At 72.9% G+C, this 18,325-nt stretch carries 14 protein-coding genes; 5 read left to right on the top strand and 9 right to left on the bottom strand.

Annotated elements, in window-relative coordinates; all coding sequences use genetic code 11:
- The first annotated feature begins 28 nt into the window (after positions 1-28).
- Both C7C46_RS10165 and C7C46_RS34260 read left to right on the top strand, forming a co-directional pair.
- Positions 29-505 carry a hypothetical protein gene (locus C7C46_RS10165; RefSeq protein WP_146259045.1) on the top strand — a complete coding sequence of 159 codons (477 nt, stop codon included), beginning with the start codon at positions 29-31 and terminating at the stop codon, positions 503-505.
- 115 nt (positions 506-620) lie between these two features.
- Positions 621-1,814: a hypothetical protein gene (locus C7C46_RS34260; RefSeq protein WP_146259044.1), complete on the top strand. Its 1,194-nt coding sequence runs from the start codon at positions 621-623 to the stop codon at positions 1,812-1,814.
- 388 nt (positions 1,815-2,202) lie between these two features.
- Here the strand turns inward: C7C46_RS34260 and mycP are convergent, their stop codons facing one another.
- The 3 genes from mycP to C7C46_RS34255 form a co-directional block, all read right to left on the bottom strand.
- Positions 2,203-3,498 carry a type VII secretion-associated serine protease mycosin gene (gene mycP, locus C7C46_RS10150; RefSeq protein WP_181442281.1) on the bottom strand — a complete coding sequence of 432 codons (1,296 nt, stop codon included), beginning with the start codon at positions 3,496-3,498 and terminating at the stop codon, positions 2,203-2,205.
- A gap of 126 nt (positions 3,499-3,624) precedes the next feature.
- Positions 3,625-5,151, bottom strand: coding sequence for a WXG100 family type VII secretion target (locus C7C46_RS10145; protein ID WP_110668017.1), 1,527 nt, complete (start codon positions 5,149-5,151; stop codon positions 3,625-3,627).
- A 52-nt stretch (positions 5,152-5,203) separates the two neighbouring features.
- Positions 5,204-5,767: a hypothetical protein gene (locus C7C46_RS34255; RefSeq protein ID WP_146259043.1), complete on the bottom strand. Its 564-nt coding sequence runs from the start codon at positions 5,765-5,767 to the stop codon at positions 5,204-5,206.
- A gap of 307 nt (positions 5,768-6,074) precedes the next feature.
- Between C7C46_RS34255 and C7C46_RS10130 the strand changes: the two genes are divergently transcribed.
- Entirely contained in the window at positions 6,075-8,054 is a 1,980-nt protein-coding gene (locus C7C46_RS10130; RefSeq protein WP_146259042.1) for an FUSC family protein, read from the top strand.
- Between the two features lie 28 nt (positions 8,055-8,082).
- On the opposite strand, the gene C7C46_RS10125 is transcribed toward C7C46_RS10130, so the two are convergent.
- From C7C46_RS10125 to rsmI, 6 genes are all read right to left on the bottom strand, one after another.
- Positions 8,083-9,903 carry an ABC-F family ATP-binding cassette domain-containing protein gene (locus C7C46_RS10125; RefSeq protein ID WP_110668008.1) on the bottom strand — a complete coding sequence of 607 codons (1,821 nt, stop codon included), beginning with the start codon at positions 9,901-9,903 and terminating at the stop codon, positions 8,083-8,085.
- A 55-nt stretch (positions 9,904-9,958) separates the two neighbouring features.
- The gene (locus tag C7C46_RS10120; protein ID WP_110668006.1) at positions 9,959-10,888 is read right to left on the bottom strand and encodes a 4-(cytidine 5'-diphospho)-2-C-methyl-D-erythritol kinase; all 930 of its coding nucleotides are present in this window, start codon (positions 10,886-10,888) and stop codon (positions 9,959-9,961) included.
- Between the two features lies 1 nt (position 10,889).
- Positions 10,890-11,732, bottom strand: coding sequence for a 16S rRNA (adenine(1518)-N(6)/adenine(1519)-N(6))-dimethyltransferase RsmA (rsmA, locus tag C7C46_RS10115; RefSeq protein ID WP_110668004.1), 843 nt, complete (start codon positions 11,730-11,732; stop codon positions 10,890-10,892).
- Between the two features lie 99 nt (positions 11,733-11,831).
- Complete coding sequence (locus C7C46_RS10110; RefSeq protein WP_110668001.1) at positions 11,832-12,710, bottom strand: TatD family hydrolase; 879 nt, start codon at positions 12,708-12,710, stop codon at positions 11,832-11,834.
- Positions 12,711-12,772: 62 nt separating this feature from the next.
- A complete protein-coding gene (locus C7C46_RS10105) occupies positions 12,773-13,234 on the bottom strand; it encodes a hypothetical protein (protein WP_110667999.1) in 462 nt (153 codons plus the stop codon).
- Positions 13,235-13,519: 285 nt separating this feature from the next.
- On the bottom strand, positions 13,520-14,365 hold the full coding sequence (gene rsmI, locus C7C46_RS10100) for a 16S rRNA (cytidine(1402)-2'-O)-methyltransferase (RefSeq protein WP_110667997.1): 846 nt from the start codon (positions 14,363-14,365) through the stop codon (positions 13,520-13,522).
- A gap of 206 nt (positions 14,366-14,571) precedes the next feature.
- Here rsmI and C7C46_RS10095 point away from each other — a divergent pair, with 206 nt between their 5' ends.
- Together C7C46_RS10095 and C7C46_RS10090 are read left to right on the top strand one after the other, a co-directional pair.
- Positions 14,572-16,368, top strand: a complete 1,797-nt coding sequence (locus tag C7C46_RS10095; protein WP_425470047.1) for a dolichyl-phosphate-mannose--protein mannosyltransferase — start codon at positions 14,572-14,574, stop codon at positions 16,366-16,368.
- Positions 16,369-16,496: 128 nt separating this feature from the next.
- A complete protein-coding gene (locus tag C7C46_RS10090; protein WP_110667995.1) occupies positions 16,497-18,257 on the top strand; it encodes a penicillin-binding transpeptidase domain-containing protein in 1,761 nt (586 codons plus the stop codon).
- The last annotated feature ends 68 nt before the right edge of the window (positions 18,258-18,325 follow it).

Here is an 18,325-nt window from a genome sequence, read left to right as displayed (position 1 = left end):
CACGAGGCCCAGATCCGAGGCCACTGTGATGTCTCCGACCGAAGCGCGGGCCAGGCTGACCGCCCTGCTCGACGACACCCTCACCGCGGTCACTCCACCTCTTGGGTTCAGGGACAGTTGGCCCGACGTCACGGAGAACGACACCCCCCGAGGGACTGCCAATGTCTCGCTCGACCGGTTCGTCACGACCAGGGTCGACCCGACCAAATACGGAGCCCTGCTAGGTCTGGTTGAACGACACTGGAAGGCTCGCGGCTACACGATCGAGAGTGTGAACCCGGATACCGCCATGCCAGCCATCTTCGCGAGGACCCCTGACCGCTCCGCCATCCACCTAACCATCGGCTACCCGGGCAACATCACGTTCACTGCGAACGTCAGCCCGATCGACGCCCCTGACCTGACAAAGGGCAACCCCTTCGGTCCCAGGCCCGCCGAACCCAGCGCCCCCAACGGCAACCTTGCTCTCCTCCCCACCATCGACGACCCCTTCTGGTCCCACTGAGTTCGCGGGACACTTGGCCGATGTGACGGTATGTTGATCCACGGTCACAGAACTCGCCCCGTGGCGTGGGAGCGCTGGGGGGCGCAGGAGCGATCCGCGGGAGTTCGAACGCCGGGTGAATCCGTGGCTGTTCGACGAGGCCGGCAAGTTGACCGAGCAGGCCAAACAGCAGTTTCCCGATCTCGCGGCGGCGGCCGCGGGGGCACCGGCTCCTGGTTGGAGTCCGGCCGGTGGGGGGTCGGTGGTGACGGTCGATCCGGCGGCGGTGCAGCGAGCCGGACAGCAGGCTGTCGCCTTGCAGGCTGCCGCGCGCAGTGAGTGCGGCGGTCCGGAGGCGAGTCTGGGGGCGGCCGTCGCATCGTTGACCGGGTGGGCGAGCAGCGCGGCGATCAGTGCGGCGTGGCACACCTGGAGTCTGCAAGGCCAGGCACTGAACAGTGCGTTCGACCAGCTGATCACCAGCTGGAGACCACGGCCCGCACCTACGCGCAGGGCGAGGACCACAACCAGCGGCGGTTCCAGCCCTCCTGAGGAGTCGGTCATGGTGACGTTCTACGAGCTCCACACCACCAACCTCGCCGCGCTGGACGCGCTCGCCTCCGCCTTCGAGCGGCTGGTCCGCAGGTGGGATCTCGGCGAATCCCTGGACAGCGGCGTGCTCGCCACCCTCCGCGGGGCGAACTGGCGGGGCGATGCCGCCAGCAGTGCGGCCACCGCCATCACCGGCATCCGCACCCAGCTCGACGGCGCCTTCGACGAGGCCGGCGCCCTCGCCGCCGCCCTGCGTGACGCGCACACCGAGTTCCTGGGAGCGCAGCAGGACCTGGCCCGGGCCCTGCAGGGGGCCGCCGACCACGCGATGACGGTGGACGGCGACGGCACCGTGCACTGGGCGGCGCCGCAGGGGGACCCCGGCGACCCGCAGGCCACCGCCCGCGCCAAGTCCGCCAAGCAGAACGCCGACCTGGTTAACCAGGCCATCGCCGCCGTCGCCCGGGCCACCGAGGCCGACAAGGCGCTGGTGACTGCCCTGGCCGCCGATACCGGCAGCAACACCGGCGCTTTCAATAGCAGCCCTCTGGGCGGCATTTCGGAGGTCGAGGCACAGAAGGCAGCGGATCTGATGCGGCTCGGGGACAAGGCCACCGACGCCCAGCTCGCCCAGCTCGACGCGCTACTGCAGGCGCACGGGACGGATCCCCGGTTCGCCTCGGCTTTCTACACCTCGCTCGGTCCAGAGGGATTCCTCAAGGACCTCGGCAGGCTTGACCAGGGCCCCTCATGCAGGGCCCGCGCGCCGGATTGCTGACGGACCTCCAGAACAACCTCGGCCTCGCCCTGGCCACCGCGGGCGTTCTTCGCCTCCGGCCCGGCAGCCCGGTAAGGCCCGCGCCGCGACGCCCCCCAGTCACCGAACCCCCGTCGGCCCCGGAACGGGAGCAGGAAGTAGGCGCCCAACGTGTGCACGCTGATGAGGAGGTGGTCGACCGCCACCGGATCGAGCACCCCGTCGGGGCCGACCGGCAGGCCGGCGCCGATCCGGGCCGCGCGGCGGTGCCCGTGGGCGCTGTGCTGGTTCACGACCTCGGCACGGCGTACCGGCAGACGCCGACGGGTGGCGGGGTCGGCCGCCGTGATCAGGTCGGAGATCTCGAGCTGGGGCATCCGGTCCATGGAGAGAGTGAGTTGAGGGCAGGTCAGGACTGGCCGTACGGGGGCTGCCCAGTGGAGTTCATCCGGTTGCGGCGCACCACCAGCACGATCACCAGTGCCAGCACCAGAAGGGCGGCGAGGGCGCCGCCGAGCACGAGGGGGAGGGCGCCGGAGCCGGAAGCGGGGCCGGCCCCGGCCTGGGCGGGCCCGGGGAGGGCACCGGTGCCGGGGTGGGTGGTGGCGGGGGCGGGCGTGGGAGTGGCTGCCACCGAGGCAGAAGACGCGGTGCCGGGGAGGAACTCGGACGCCGGGGGTGTCACGCTGATCCCGGCCGCCACCAACGGGTTGACGTCCGCCGGGCCCGGGTCACCGGTGTACTGGACGGCCGTGCGCGGACTGATGTTGCCGAAGCCGATGTAATCGCTGTGCTGACCACCGTCGTTGGGCTTGTTCGCCGTGTCGATCAGGACCTTGAGGACCTGGTTGCCGGTCCAGCTGGGGTGCAGAGACCAGACCAGGGCCGCCGAGGCGGAGACCATCGCGGTGGAGTCGGAGGTGCCGTGGGCCTGGCAGTAGCCGGAGCTGCCGATACAGGCCTCGACCGTGTCTACGCCCGGAGCAGCCAGTGCAACGTACTTGCCGTGCTCGGACTCCGAGGTGGCCGATCCGTTGTGGTCGTGCGCGGCGACAGCGGCGACGCCGGGCACGTCGGCCGGGTACATGACCGGGTTGCCCTCCTGACCACTGTTGCCAGCGCCGGCGACGACCAGACGTCCCTTGCTGATGGCGTAGTTGACCGCAGTCTGCAGGTCAGCAACGTCAGCCGGGGAGATGTCCACGCTCCGGACGGCCTGCGAGATGTTGATCACTTGGGCGCCTTGGTCCACCGCGTAGGTGATCGCTTGGTCAACCTGCTTGAGAAAGGCGGGCGGCGGGAGCATCTTGCTCGGATCTCGACTGGAGTCGATCTTGATGGGCAGAATGCGAGCACCCGGCGCCAGGCCCTTGACGCCGTTTCCGTCGAAGCCTTTGCCCGATCCGGCGATGATGCTGGCCATACCGGTGCCGTGGCCGTCCGGATCGACTTCCGGACCGCCGGACAGCCCACTGAAGTCCTTGCCCGGAAGCAGCTGGCCGACCAGGTCGGGGTGGTCCGCTTTGACGCCGGTGTCGATGATCGCGACGGTGATCCCGTTCCCGGTGCTGGTCTGCCAGATCTCAGGCAGGTGCAACGCGTCCAGGTACCACTCGCCTTGGCGCGGATTATCAGCGGCCTGGGCGCCCACCGCGAAGACGCTTCCCGTCGTCAGGGCCAGCGCCGTCGCGAGGGCAGTCCCCACCACTCGCAGCCTCGTACGGGTCGACCGCATCGCACACTCCTCGTCGTCTCCGGGTTCCTGCCGGACCGAACGGGCCTGCCCGGTCACTGGGGCTGACCCAGTGACCGGGCAGGAGATCCGTTCGTATTACTCAATCACGTCCGGGTTGCTCTCCGGAGTGCCATCCGTCCAGGTCTCCTCGTCCTCGACGAGGTAGTCGGCCCGGTTGCGGCGGTCCTTGCGCTTGCCGGCACCGCCGGATCCACCGCCAGGCAGGTAGCCGGGCTCGCCTTCACCCGCAGCACGAGCCTCGCCGCCCGCGCGTCGCAGCCCGGTCCCGCCGGGCGTGAACTCGCCCTCGGCCCCGACGCTGCTGCGCCGACCGCCGACAACGCCACCTTCGGTGGAGGTCAGCCCACGGCCACGCCCAAGGCCACCGGCCCGGCCAGCGCCGCCCCCGTGCATGCCACCCATCCCGCCACCCATGCCGCCCATGCCGCCGCGACCAGTGGAAGGCTCCTCCTCGCCACCGATCACCCGGCCGCCACCGAACGGGCTCTTGGCTGACGTGCCGCCAGGCTTGATCCCGCCGCTGATGCCCTCCTCCGGGTTGGTCACGCCCCCGATCACCCGGCCCGGCACCCGGGTGCCGCCGGTGATTCCGGGAAAGTCGCCGCCACCGCCGGACAGCGACCGGCTCCCCGAGTACCCGCCGGGGAACCCGCCTGGGAGACCGCCGAACCCGGTCGGTCCTTCCGGACCGGTCGGGTTCGGACTGCTGGGCCCGGTCGGGGCGGGCAACGTGGGCGTGCTGGTGGGCGGGGTGTGGTCGATGCCCGTACTGGGCGGCTGGACCGGGTCGGACGTGGGCGGCACCGGGATCGGCTTCACCGGCGGCCCCGGGCGGACCGTGCCCGGCGGGTGCACCGGCCCCGGCTGCACCGGCGCCGGAGTCAGCGTGGCGGGCGGGGTCGAGACCTTGCGGATCGTGGTGGTTTTGCCGCCACCACTGGTGGACTTGCCGGGCCCGCTGTAGTTCAGATCGGTCTGGTTATCGACCATCGGCGGCTGCGGCCCCATCACCGCCGTCGGGCTCGGCGGGAACAGCGGCGGAGTCTGCTGCTCCAGCACGGTCGTCGACTGCTGGTACGCCTGCGCCAGCGACACCATGTGGCTCACCGCCGCCTGGTGGTCCGAGTCGATCTGCGCCTTCGCGGCTGCCGCCTGACTTTCCGTGACCCAGTACCGGTCGACGGACGAGCGCTGGGCGTCGATGTCCGGGGTGGCCCACTTCATCTGGTCCGTGCGGGTCTGCACGGTGGTCATCTGCTCGGTCGGCACCGGCGGCATGGCCTTGGCGGTGCCCAGCGCGGTGCCGGCGGCCTGGATCTGGGTCGAGGCCGTGGTCGCGTAGCCGCTCAACTGCGTGGTGGCGTCGGCGACCTTGGTGACCCAGTCCCGGAAGCTGTCGGCGGCCGGGCCGGTCCACTCCAGGTGCTGGCTGTGCGCCGAGAGCTGGCCGCTGATGTCGGCCAGGTCGCTGGCGGCCTTGGTCAGCGCGGCACCCCGGTCGGAGAGCACGCTGGGCTGCGCGTCCTTCACCATGTCCACCAGTTGCTGGTGGGTCAGGCTGTCGAAGTACGAGTACAGGTCGTCGGTTCCAGGCCTCGGCATCAGGCAGCCCTCCCGCTGTCGAACCCGCACACCCGGCGGAACCGTGCAGTGGTCATCCCACACCGCCGGTCGTGCTGCCGCCACCGGTCGTGCTGCCGCCACCCGTGGTGGCGGTCCCGCCGGTCGTGGTGGTCCCGCCGGTGGTAGTCGTACTGGTCCCTGCCGTGGTGCCCGTCGGCACGATCCCGTTCGGGTTGACCCCCGAGTTGTACTGCGCGTCGGTCTGCCGGTGGATCCGCCAGAGTGCCACCCGCTGCGAGTCGTCCACGTTCTGGTAGCCGCTGATGTTCACGTGCAGCGCGATGCTCATGGCCTCGATCTGGTCGGCCAGGGTCTGCGAGAGCGTCTGCAGGTTCCGGTGCACCACGTCGTACGCGCCGAGCAGTTCGGTCGACTCGCCGAACCCGGTGCCGACGTGGCCCTGCTCCAGGCTCTGGGCGGCGATCGTCTTCTGGTCCAGCCCGTTGCTGCTGAGCGACTTGAGGATGCCGTCGACCCGGCTCTTGAAGCCCGTCAGCGTGTCGACCTCGACCGCCAGGTCCGAGCCGTGGTTCTTCGCCAGGTCGGCCCAGTAGGCGGGGCTCGCCCCCGGACCGTCCCCCGCTGCGATCAACATAACGTGGTCCACCTCCCCCGTGCACGGCGGACTCGACGCCGCCGTGACGCAAAACACCTTGTCGTTCCGAGCGGCCACCAGGCATTCAGCGAGCCGCAGTTGCCAGCCTCACATCCTAGCCAGCGGCACTGTCGGGGCGGCAGGGGCCTTGGCGGGAAGGGACGTTATCGGTACGGAGTTGTCACGCACCGGACGATCCGGCGAAACAGCGCCGCACCAGGATCGAGCCAGGACGGCGGGCCAGAGCAGTAAGACCAGAACAGCAAGCCGGCGCAGACCAGGACCGAGCAGGAAGGCGGACGCGGACGTGGCAACGGTGGCCGAGGTGACCGGCGACGCCCTCCCGCAGCAGTCGAACGCCGCCCGCCCCGACCCCTGGTGGGCCCGTGCCGCCCGCCCTGCGCGGCCGGTGCCGGCCTGGGCGCCGGCCGCGCGGGCCGCGGTGGGCATGGGGGCGCCGCTGGCCGCCGGGCTGGCCACCGGGCACCTGGTGCTCGGGGTGTACGCGGGCCTGGGCGCGATGCACGCCACGCTGAACGACCGGATCGAGCCGGCCCGGCTGCGGCTGAGCCGGATCGGCGCCGCACTGGGTGCCTCGGCGCTCGGCATGCTGGTGGGGGCGGGGCTGGCGCACGAGCAGGGGCGGCTGGGGACCCCGCTGGTCTGGCTGGTGCTGACCGTGGTGGGCTTCGTCTCGGGTGCGGTGAGCGCCACCGGGCCGCGCGGCTCGGCGGCCGGGATGCTGCTGCTGGTCTCGGCCACCCTGGGCAGCGGGATGGCGCCGACCCGGCCGTGGTGGGCGGCGGCCGCGGTGCTGGGGGTGGGCGCGCTGCCGGTGCTGCTGCTCGGGCTGCACCACCGGCGGCAACCCCGGCACGATCCGCGCCGACGCGCCCTGGTGACGGTGTACCAGGCGCTCGGCGAGCTGCTCGCCCGGCTCGACACGCCGCAGGGCGCCGCCGCCCGCCAGGCGCTGACGGCACGGCTGAACCAGTTCCAGGACCTGCTGACCGGGGACGACCCGCCCGAGCTGCGCCGGGCCTTCGAGGCGGCGCTGGCCGCCACCGAGGCGGCCAACGGGCTCCTCTGGGCCCGGCGTCCGGTACCGGCCGAGGTGGTCGCGGTGCCGGCGCGGCTGGCCCGCGAGCTGGCCCGCACCCCAGCAGGCAGCACCGCGGCGGGCCTGACGGCGGCTCCGACGGCGGACCTGACGGAGGATCCGGCGGAGGTCCCCGACTGGTTCCCCGCCACCCCCGCCCAGCGCGCACTGGACGAGGCGCTGCGCACCGCCGCCGACGCGGTGGCCGGGCGCCCGGGCGACCCGGCGCGGCTGGTGCGGACGGCTCCGGCGCCGCCGCCCGACCCGTGGCGGCTGCGGGTGCGGCTGCTCTCCCGCGGCTCGCTGCGGTACGGGGCGCGGGTGGCGCTGTGCATCGCGGTGGCCGGACTGCTCTGCGCGGGGCTGCCGCTGGAGCGCGGCTACTGGGTGCCGATGACGGTGGCTTTCGTGCTCAAGCCGGACCTGGGCTCGGTCTTCCTACGGGCCGTCAGCCGCTCGGTGGGCACGGTGGCCGGGGTGGCGGTGACGGCGGCGCTGCTCTCGCTCACCACCGACCGGTGGGTACTCGCGGCGGTGGCGGCGCTGTGCGTGGCGCTACTGCCGTACACGGCGGCGGCGCACTACGGACTGAACGCGGCGGTGATCACGCCGATGGCGCTGGCCCTGGTGCAGTTGGGCGGGCAGAGCGGGGTGGGCCAGGCCTGGCCCAGGGTGCTGGACACCGCGCTGGCCAGTGCCGTGGTGCTGGTCTTCGGGTACCTGCTGTGGCCGGAGCGCACGCCGCACCGGATCGAGCCGCGGCTGGTGGCGGCCGCCGACAGCCTGCGCGCCTACCTGGTGAGCGCCACCCGCAGCCGCGACCAGGCCCAGGTCTGGCTGCGGCGCGCCGCCTACCGCGCGCTGGCCGAGGCCCGCCAGGAGGTGCGGCAGGGGCTGGCGGAACCGCCGCCGGCCGCCCGGCGGGCGGCCAGCTGGCTGCCGGCCACGGCGGCGCTGGAGCGCCTCAGCGGGGCGGTGGCGGCCTACGCGGCCCAACTGCGCTACGGCGGGCGCACCAGTGACCCGGCCGAGGTGGCCCGGGTGCTGGCCGCGCTGGACCGGCTGGCCGCCGCGGCCCGCGCGCACCGCCCGCCCACCGGCACCACCAGCCGCCCGCCGGGCCCGCACGACCCGGCCCGCAGCGCGCTGGACCAGGCTGCGGCCGAACTGGAGCAGCTGCTGGCCTGACGGGCCGCCAGGCTGGCCTGACCGACCGTCAGGAGTCGGCCAGCTCCAGCCAGCTGAGCTCCAGCTCCTCCTTCTCCCCCTGCACCTTGCGCAGTTGGGCGTCCAGCTCGGCGACCTTGCTGAAGTCGGCCGCGTGCTCGGCCAGCTGCTCGTGGAGCTTGGTCTCCTGCTGCTCCAGCTTGGCGATCTGGCGCTCCAGCTTGGCCAGCTCCTTCTTCGCCGCGCGGGCGTCGCCGGACGACTTCGCGGGAGCGGCGTCCGCGGCCCCGGACGACCCGGCCGCAGGCACGGCCACCGCCGTCGCAGCTGCCGCGGCCATCGCCGCGCGGCGGGCCAGGTACTCGTCCACCCCGTTGGGCAGCATCCGCAGGCGCTTGTCGCCGAGCAGCGCGTACACGGTGTCGGTGGTGCGCTCGATGAAGAACCGGTCGTGGCTGATCACGATCATCGAGCCGGGCCAGCCGTCGAGCAGGTCCTCCAGCTGGTTGAGGGTCTCGATGTCCAGGTCGTTGGTGGGCTCGTCGAGGAAGAGCACGTTCGGCTCGTCCATCAGCAGCCGCAGCAGTTGGAGCCGGCGCCGCTCGCCGCCGGACAGGTCGCCCACCGGGGTCCACTGCTTGTCCTTGCCGAAGCCGAACTGCTCGCACAGCTGGCCGGCCGACATCTCCCGGCCCTTGCCCAGGTCGACCCGGCCGCGCACCTGCTCGACGGCCTGGAGCACCCGGGTGGCCGGGTCCAGCTCGGCGATCTCCTGGGAGAGGTAGGCGAGCCGGACCGTCTTGCCCACCTTGATCACACCGGAGGCCGGCTGCACGTCGCCCTGCGAGGCGTACGCGGCCTGCATCGCCCGCAGCAGCGAGGTCTTGCCGGCGCCGTTGACGCCCAGCAGGCCGAGCCGGTCGCCGGGCCCGAGGTTCCAGGTGAGCCCGTGCAGCAGCTCCTTGGGGCCGGCGGTGACACCGACGTTCTCCAGCTCGAAGACGGTGCGGCCCAGCCGGGCGTTGGCGAACTTCATCAGCTCGGACTTGTCGCGCGGCTCCGGGACGTCGGCGATCAGCGCGTTGGCCGCCTCGATCCGGTAGCGCGGCTTGGAGGTGCGGGCGGGGGCGCCGCGGCGCAGCCAGGCCAGCTCCTTGCGGGCCAGGTTCTGCCGCTTCTGCTCCTCGGTGGCCTCGATCCGGGACCGCTCGGCGCGGGCGAAGACGTAGTCGGAGTAGCCGCCCTCGTACTCGCGCACCTCGCCGCGCTGGACGTCCCACATCCGGGTGCAGACCTGGTCCAGGAACCACCGGTCGTGGGTCACGCAGACCAGCGCGGAGCGGCGGTTCTGCAGGTGCTGGGCGAGCCAGGCGATGCCCTCCACGTCGAGGTGGTTGGTGGGCTCGTCCAGCACGACCAGGTCCGGCTCGCCGAGCAGCAGCTTGGCCAGCGCGATCCGGCGGCGCTCGCCACCGGAGAGCGGGCCGATCACGGTGTCCAGGCCGTCCAGGAAGCCGGGCAGGTCCAGGCCGCCGAACAGGCCCTGGATGATGTCGCGGATCCGGGCGTCGCCGAGCCACTCGTGGTCGGCCCGGTCGGCGATCACCTCGTGCCGGATGGTGGCCTTGGGGTCCAGCGAGTCGTGCTGGGTGAGCACGGCCAGCTGCAGCCCGCCGGAGTGGGTGATCCGGCCGGTGTCCGGCTCCTCGAGCTTGGCGAGCATCCGGATCAGGGTGGTCTTGCCGTCGCCGTTGCGGCCGACCACACCGATCCGGTCCCCCTCGCTGACGCCGAGGCTGACCCCGTCCAGAAGGGCCCGGGTGCCGTAGACCTTCGTGACGGACTCGATGGTGGCGAGGTTGACGGCCACGTGCGCTGCGCTCCTGGGGTCGGACGATGGAGCTTCCAGCCTAGTGCCGCGCGCGTCAGCCCCCGTCGATCACCTGGGCGCCCGCGACCGGGCCGTGGGTGGCATGGGCGGCGCGGCAGGTTCCGGAGGCGGCGAGGGCGGCGGCGACGGCTTCGGCGCCGGCCGCGTCCTTGGCCAGGAAGGCGCAGGTCGGGCCGGAGCCGGAGACCAGCGCGGCCAGCGCACCGGCGGTCAGGCCCGCCTCCAGGCAGCCGGTCAGCGCCGGGCGCAGCGAGAGGGCGGCGGCCTGCAGGTCGTTGCCCAGAGCTGCGGCCAGCGCCACCGGGTCGCCCTCGGCGAGGGCGGTGAGCAGGGCGGCGGACGGGTCGGGGGTGGGCACCTGGTCGATCCCGCTGCCGGTGCCGGCCTGCTCACGCAGCCGGTCGCACTCGCGGAAGACCGCCGGGGTGGAGAGCCCGCCCTCGGCCACCGCGAAGACCCAGTGGAAGGTGCCGGACACCGGCAGCGCCTCCAGCAGCTCGCCCCGGCCGCGGCCCAGCGCGACGCCGCCGAGCAGCGCGAACGGCACGTCCGAGCCCAGTTCGGCGGCGAGCTCCAGCAGCACCGGCTGCGGGGTGGCCAGCGCCCAGAGCGCGTCGCAGGCGACCAGTGCCGCGGCGCCGTCGGCGCTGCCGCCGGCCATCCCGCCGGCCACCGGGATCGACTTGTCGATGTGCAGGTGCACGTCGGCCGGCACGCCGTGGTGCGCGGCCAGCAGCCGGGCGGCGCGGGCGGCCAGGTTGGTCCCGTCCAGCGGCACCTGGTCGGCGTCCGGGCCGGCACAGCTGAGCGTGACCCCGGTGCCGGGCTCGGCGGCGGTGGCGGTGACCTGGTCGCCGAGCGCGACGGCGAAGAACACGTTGGCCAGGTCGTGGAAGCCGTCGGCGCGCAGGCCGCCGACCCCCAGCTGGACGTTGACCTTGGCGGGCACCCGGACAGTGATCACTTCAGGAGACCTTCGGCTTGTGCTCGGCGATGGCGGCGAACTGTTCGACCGTCAGCATCTCGCCGCGCAGCGTGTGGTCGAGGCCGGCGGCGGCGATCGCCTGCTCGGCGGCGGCCGGCGAGCCGGCCCAGCCCGCCAGCGCGGCGCGCAGCGTCTTGCGGCGCTGGGCGAAGGCGGCGTCCACCACCGCGAAGACCTCGGTGCGGGTGGCCGTGGTGACCGGCGGCTGACGGCGGACCAGCGAGACCAGGCCGGAGTCGACGTTGGGCGCGGGCCAGAAGACGTGGCGCCCGATCGCCCCGGCCCGCTTCACCTCGGCGTACCAGTTGGCCTTGACCGAGGGCACCCCGTAGACCTTGTTGCCGGGCTTGGCGGCCAGCCGGTCGGCGACCTCGGACTGCACCATCACCAGGCTGCGCTCGATGCTGGGGAAGGTGGCCAGCATGTGCAGCAGCACCGGGACGGCGACGTTGTACGGCAGGTTGGCCACCAGCGCGGTCGGCGCGGGGCCGGGCAGCTCGGCGACCTCCATCGCGTCGCTGAGCACCAGGTCGAACCGACCTGCCGCGCCGGGCATCCGGGCGGCCACCGTGCTGGGCAGGTGCTGGGCCAGCAACGGGTCGATCTCCACCGCGGTGACGTGCGCGGCCACCTCCAGCAGCGCCAGGGTCAGCGAGCCGAGCCCGGGGCCGACCTCCACCACCGCGTCCTCGGGCGTCACCCCGGCGGCGCGCACGATCCGGCGCACCGTGTTGGCGTCGATGACGAAGTTCTGCCCGCGCTGCTTGGTCGGGCGGACCCCGAAGGCGGCGGCCAGTTCCCGGATGTCGGCGGCGCCCAGCATGGCGGCACCCCCGGCCGAAGGCTGGGGGAGGTTGTCAGAGGTGGGGTCGGTGCTGCTCACCGGGTAAGGATATGCGGCTCGTACGGCTGCGCAGGCCGCTCAGTAGTCGAAGGCGCGGGCGGTGTTGGCCGCGATCGCCGCCGCCAGCTCGTCCTCGCCCAGGCCCAGGGTGGCGGCCATCGAGCGGACCGTGACCGGGATCAGGTACGGCGCGTTGGGCCGGCCGCGGTAGGGGTGCGGGGTGAGGAAGGGGGCGTCGGTCTCCACCAGCACCCGGTCCGGCGGAGTGACGGCGAGCGCGTCGCGCAGCGGCTGGTTGGCCTTGAAGGTGACCGGTCCGGCGAACGAGAGGTACCAGCCGTGCTCGGCGCAGAGCTTGGCCATCTCGGCGTCGCCGGAGTAGCAGTGGAAGACGGTCCGCTCGGGAGCGCCCTCGGACAGCAGCACCTCGATCACGTCCTGGTGGGCGTCCCGGTCGTGGATCACCAGCGCCTTGCCGTGCCGCTTGGCGATCTCGATGTGGCGGCGGAACGACTCCTGCTGGATCTGCACGCCCTCGGGCCCGGTGCGGAAGTAGTCCAGGCCGGTCTCGCCGACCGCGCGGACCTGGGGCAGGGCGGCCAGCCGGTCGATCTCGGCGAGCGCCTCGTCCAGCGCCCGGGCGCCGCCCGGGGTGCGGCGCTGCCCGCTCCAGCCGTCGGGGTCGCCCAGCACGATCCGCGGCGCCTCGTTGGGGTGCAGCGCGACAGCGGCGTGCACCTGCTCGAACTCGGCGGCCAGCTCGGCCGCCCAGCGCGAGCCGGGCAGGTCGCAGCCGACCTGGACCACCGTGGTCACGCCCACCGCGGCGGCCTTGGCCAGCCCCTCGGCCGGGGTGCCGGACTGCATGTCCAGGTGGGTGTGCGAGTCGGCCACCGCGACCGCCAGCGGAGCGGGCAGCGGGGGCGGGGTCGAGCGGTCGTCGTCCTTGGCAGCCATGGTGCAGAGCGTAGACGGTGGCCCGGCCGGACCGGCCGGGCCACCGTCCAGGGGGTGGGTGCTCAGGCGTGCGGACGCCAGAACTGGTACCAGTGCTCGCGCGGCAGCGGCGGGGCCGCGGGGGCGGCCGAGTCCGGCTCGGCGTGGCCCGCGTAGCCCGGGGCGTGGTGCCAGGAGTTCTCCACGGTGGCGATCCGCCCGGCCCGCATGATCCGCACGGTGTGGCCGCCGCACCCCGGGCAGGCGGGCTTGAGCAGCGGCGAGGGCACCCGGACCCCGTTGGCGCGGTACTGGATCACCAGGTGGCCGTCGCGGGCCCGGTGGTGCTCGATCTCGTAGCCCTGCTCCCAGCCGTAGCCGCAGTTCAGGCAGGCGAACGAGTACGCCTCGTGGACTGCGTCGGCGCCCGGGCGGCCCGCGCCGGCCAGGTGCGCCGCGGCCATGCCGCCGGTTCCTTCGTGCGGGCCGGAGTGCGTGACGGGGTCGGTCACGCCGGTCAAGGGGCTACCGATGGTCTCGCTCATCTCAGTCTCCCAGCGCCCGCCGGACGTTCGTCCGGTCCGGGTCTTTCCATCCGAGGGAATGCCCAGCGCTCCCGACCCGATGCCCGGCTTGCGAAGACTTGGACGGGAGTTGGGAATCTCTGTACGAAGAGGACCGAAAACCGCAGCTCACCAGGGGTTTATCTGGGTCTCGCTTTACCTTTCGGATTACTTTTCGAGTCTTGCCACTCCACCGTACGCGCGTGCCGGAAAAGCGGCGAGGGAGTCGCCGGGCGGCCCGGCCGCCCGGTGCTCACCGGCCGCCGATCAGCCCGCGTGCTTGGCGGCCACCACGGCGTCGAAGACCTCCCGCTTGGGCAGTGCGAGCTCGGCGGCCACCGCGGCGATGGCCTCCTTGCGGCGCTCCCCCGCGGCCTCCCGTCCGGCCACCAGGGCGGCCAGCTCGGCGGCGCTGTGCCGGCCGGGCGCGGCGGGGGGTGCGCCGGCCACCACCACGGTGATCTCGCCGCGCACCCCTTCGGCGGCCCAGGCGGCCAGCTCGCCCAGCGGGCCGCGCTTGACCTCCTCGTAGGTCTTGGTCAGCTCGCGGCAGACCGCGGCCGCCCGCTCCGTGCCGAACGCCTCGGCCATCGCGGCCAGCGTCTCGGCGATCCGGTGCGGGGCCTCGAAGAAGACCATGGTGCGCGGCTCGGCGGCGACCTCGGCCAGCGCGCGGGCCCGGTCGCCGGCCTTGCGCGGCAGGAAGCCCTCGAAGGTGAACCGGTCCACCGGCAGCGCCGACAGCGCCAGCGCGGTGAGCACCGCGGAGGGCCCGGGCACCGCCGTCACCGTGATGCCGGCCTCGACGGCGGCGGCCACCAGGCGGTAGCCGGGGTCGGAGACCGAGGGCATGCCAGCGTCGGTGACCAGCAGCACCCGGGCGCCGCCGGTGAGCGCCTCGACCAGCTCGGGGGTGCGGCCCTGCTCGTTGCCCTCGAAGTAGGACAGGACCCGGCCGGTCGGGGTGACCCCGAGCGCCTGGGTGAGCCGGCGCAGCCGCCGGGTGTCCTCCGCCGCGATCACGTCCGCCGCCGCCAGCTCGGTGAGCAGCCGGGGCGGCGCGTCCGCCACGTCTCCGATGGGGGTCCCTGCCAGCACGAGTACACCAGTCACGGCGCCCATCCTGTCAGGTCCGGTTGCCGGCGCGGAATCGTGACGAACCGGGCAGGTTTCGGTCGGAGGGTTCTCCTTTCGGGCCCCGCCCCTACGATGTGCGGGTGAATGGCGAGACGGCGGCTGAGGCGACAGTGGTCGAGACCACTGCGCAGACCCTCGGGGGCCCGGTCCACGCGGACCAGGGCGACCTCGGCGATCCGGCGATACCCGCACCGCGCGCGGGGGAGCCGCAGGGCCAGGAGGACGAGCAGGGCCGCACCGGCTGGGCGGCTCTGCTGGCCGGCTTCGGCTACCGCGCGCCGCTGCGGCCGACGGTGGCCGCGCGGCTGGTCCCGCCGATGCCCGACGGACCCGGGGTGACGCCCCGCCAGGTGCCGCCCTCGCCGGTGCTGCTGCGCGCCGGGATCCGGCTGCCCGACCCGCTGTGGGCGTTCCTGTGCCGCTGGGCGGGCTGGCTGGGCCCGCTCGGCGTGGCGCTCTTCGGCGGCCTGCTGCGGTTCTGGCACCTGGGCAGGCCCGGCGGCGTCATCTTCGACGAGACCTACTACGCCAAGGACGCCTACGCGCTCTGGCAGCACGGCTACGAGACCAACTGGGCCGACAACGCCAACTCGCAGATCCTCGGCAACCCGCAGGTGATCCCCTACAAGACCGACCCGGCGTTCATCGTGCACCCGCCGGTCGGCAAGTGGATCATCGGCGTCGGCGAGCAGCTGTTCGGCATGCACCCGCTGGGCTGGCGGTTCATGGTCGCGCTGCTGGGCACCGTGTCGATCCTGATGCTGGCCCGGATCGCCCGCCGGCTGTTCCGCTCCACCCTGCTGGGCTGCGTGGCCGGCCTGCTGCTCTCGGTGGACGGCCTGCACTTCGTGATGAGCCGCACCGCGCTGCTCGACCTGATCGTGATGTTCTGGATCCTGGCCGCCTTCGGCTTCCTGCTGCTGGACCGCGACCGCACCCGGGCCAGGATCGCCCGGCTGCTGGACGAGGTGCCGGACGCCGCCCGGGCGCACCGGATGAAGCTGGGCCTGCGCCCCTACCGGCTGGCCGCCGGGGTCTGCGTGGGCCTGGCCTGCTCGACCAAGTGGAGCGGGATGTACGTGGCGGCCTTCTTCGGGCTGCTCACCGTCTTCTGGGACCTGGGCGCCCGGCGGGTGGCCGGTGCCCGGCGCCCGGTGTGGACCACGCTGCGCCGCGACACGCTGCCCGCCTTCGCCTCGGTCGTGCTGGTCTCGGTGGTGGTCTACATCTCCTCCTGGTCCGGCTGGCTGGCTTCCAGCACGGTGCCGGGCAAGGGCGGCTACGGACGCGACTGGGCGGTGGGGCGGCACGGGCTCTCCTCGGAGTTCGTCTCGCTGCCGTTCCTGGGCAAGGTGCGGATGCCGTTCCAGGTGGACCTGAGCTGGGTGCCCGAGGGGCTGCGCGCGCTGTGGCACTACCACCGGCAGATGTACGACTTCAACGTCAACCTGCACAGCCCGCACATGTACCAGTCCAACCCGTGGAGCTGGCTGGTGCTGGGCCGGCCGGTCTCCTTCTACTACGAGTCGCCCACCTTCGGGCAGAGCGGCTGCCGGGCCGGCCAGTGCGCCTCCGAGGTACTGGCGATCGGCACCCCGCTGCTCTGGTGGGCCGGCCTGATCGGGCTGGTGTACTGCCTGTACCGGTGGGTCCTGCGGCGCGACTGGCGGGCCGGCGCGATCCTGTGCGGGCTGGGCGCGGGGCTGCTGCCCTGGTTCGACTACCAGGCGCGCACCATCTTCCTGTTCTACGCGGTGGCCTTCGTGCCGTTCGTGGTGCTGGCCGCGACCATGCTGGTGGGGGCGCTGATCGGGCCCGCCGGGGCGAGCTACGAGCGGCGGCTGGTGGGCGGGGCGGCGGCCGGGGTCCTGGTACTGCTGATCGTCTGGAACTTCCTGTACTTCTACCCGCTGTACACCGGCCAGGTGATCCCGATGCAGGACTGGCGGTCCCGGATGTGGTTCGTCAGCTGGATCTGACCGGGCGCCGCTCGAAAGCGCCCGATCTGTACCAGCTCTGTCACGAGGGGTCCCCTTTCGTGGGCGCACCGATGGGCTCCGCTTAGGCTGGGCTGTCCTCAACCAGCCGCCACCAGGGGGAGTACCTCATGCAGAAGGGCGCCAAGGCCGCCGTCATCAGTGCCGTCGCAGTCGCCATGATCGCGGGCGGCGGGTACGGGGCGTACGCGCTGTTCGGCTCGGACGGGAAGGCCTCGGCCGCGCCCAAGCAGCGCACGGTGGTCGCCGAGCCGCCCTCGCCGGAACTGGCGGCGGCCGGCGAGAAGGAGTTCCTGGACGCCTGGGCCAAGGGCGACCTGGACGCGGCCAGCAAGGCGACCGACGACCCGGCGACCGCGCTGGCGGCACTGACCGCCTTCCGGGACAAGGTGAAGCCGAGCGCGCTGACGCTGACCCCCGGCACCGCGGCCACCCCCGCCGCCTTCGCCTCCGCCACCGCCGGGCCGTCCGGCGCGCCGAGCGCCAAGCCGTCGGGCTCGCCGAGCCCCGGGGCGTCGGCCAGCGCCGCGCCCTCGGCCGCGCCGACGCCGGCCGGCCAGGTGCTGCTGAACTTCAAGTCCAAGGTCGAGTTCGCGGGCACCACCAACGTGTGGCAGTACACCGGGTACGCGGGCCTGGTGAAGATGAGCGACGGCAAGGCCGCCGTGCACTGGGCCCCCACCGTGATCCACCCGCACCTGGGCCCGGGCGAGACCATCACCGTCCAGCCGGTCTTCAACCCGCCGACCAAGGTGACCGACCGCAAGGGCCAGTCGCTGGCCAACCTCCACTCGCTGGACCAGATCGTCAAGGTCTTCCAGACCGGCTCCAGCGCGGGCGACCCGGCCGACGCCGGGTCCGGCGTGGTGATCACCAGCGACTCGGGCAAGGGCAAGCCGGAGCCGCTGTTCACGGTGGTCGACCCGAAGCCGGGCAAGCCGTTCAAGCTGACCATCGACGCCGGGCTGCAGGCCGCCGCCGAGAAGGCGGTCAACGACGGCAACGCCAAGGCCAACAAGGGCGCCGGGCTGGTGGCGATCGAGCCGAGCACCGGGAACATCCTGGCCATCGCCGGGGCGCCGCTGGGCGGTTACAACATCGCGCTGCTCGGGGCGACCGCGCCCGGCTCCACCATGAAGGTCATCACGGCCACCGGACTGCTCGAGGCCGGCCTGGACACCACCAGCACGATGCCCTGCCCGGAGACCATCACCACCGGTCAGACCTACAAGAACGACTTCAAGGGCGACCACCTCGACAACACCTTCATGCAGGACTTCACCGTCTCCTGCAACACCGCCTTCATCAAGCAGGGCCTGACCTCGCTGCCGTCCGGGCAGCTGGCCAAGGTCGCGCAGGAGGTTTACGGGATCGGCACCCCGTGGAAGATCGCGCCGGGGATCAGCACGGTGGACGGCACAGTGCCGGGGCCGGGGCAGAGCAAGGACGAGACCGCGGGCGAGTTCATGGGCCAGGGCAAGGTGCTGATGAACCCGCTGGCGATGGCCTCGGTGGCCGCGACCGTGGAGAGCGGGCAGTTCAAGCAGCCGATCCTGGTCGAGGGGCAGCAGCAGGTGCCGGCCGCCCGCCAACTCGCGCCGGACGTGCTGAGCAAGCTGCGCGCCATGATGCACAGCGTGGTGACCGACCCGAACGGGACCGCCACTCCGGTTATGGGCGGGATCAGCGGTACCCAGTTCGGCGGCAAGACCGGCACCGCGGAGACCACCCCGAACGCGCCCACCAACAGCTGGTTCACCGGCTACCGCGACAACCTCGCGGTCTGTGCCGAGGTGCTGCAGGGCGGCTTCGGCGCGGACACGGCGGCGCCGGCGGTGGCTGAGGTGCTGAAGGTGGGCAACGCGGGCTGACGGTGTCTCGGTTCGCCTCTTGCGTGGTGGGCTGACCCCGACTCAGCATGCGATGACAGCTGACAGAT

Origin of the sequence: Streptomyces tateyamensis (assembly GCF_003205575.1) — a bacterium.
Lineage (GTDB): Bacteria > Actinomycetota > Actinomycetes > Streptomycetales > Streptomycetaceae > Kitasatospora > Kitasatospora tateyamensis.
This window is presented reverse-complemented; position numbering and strand designations above follow the sequence as displayed.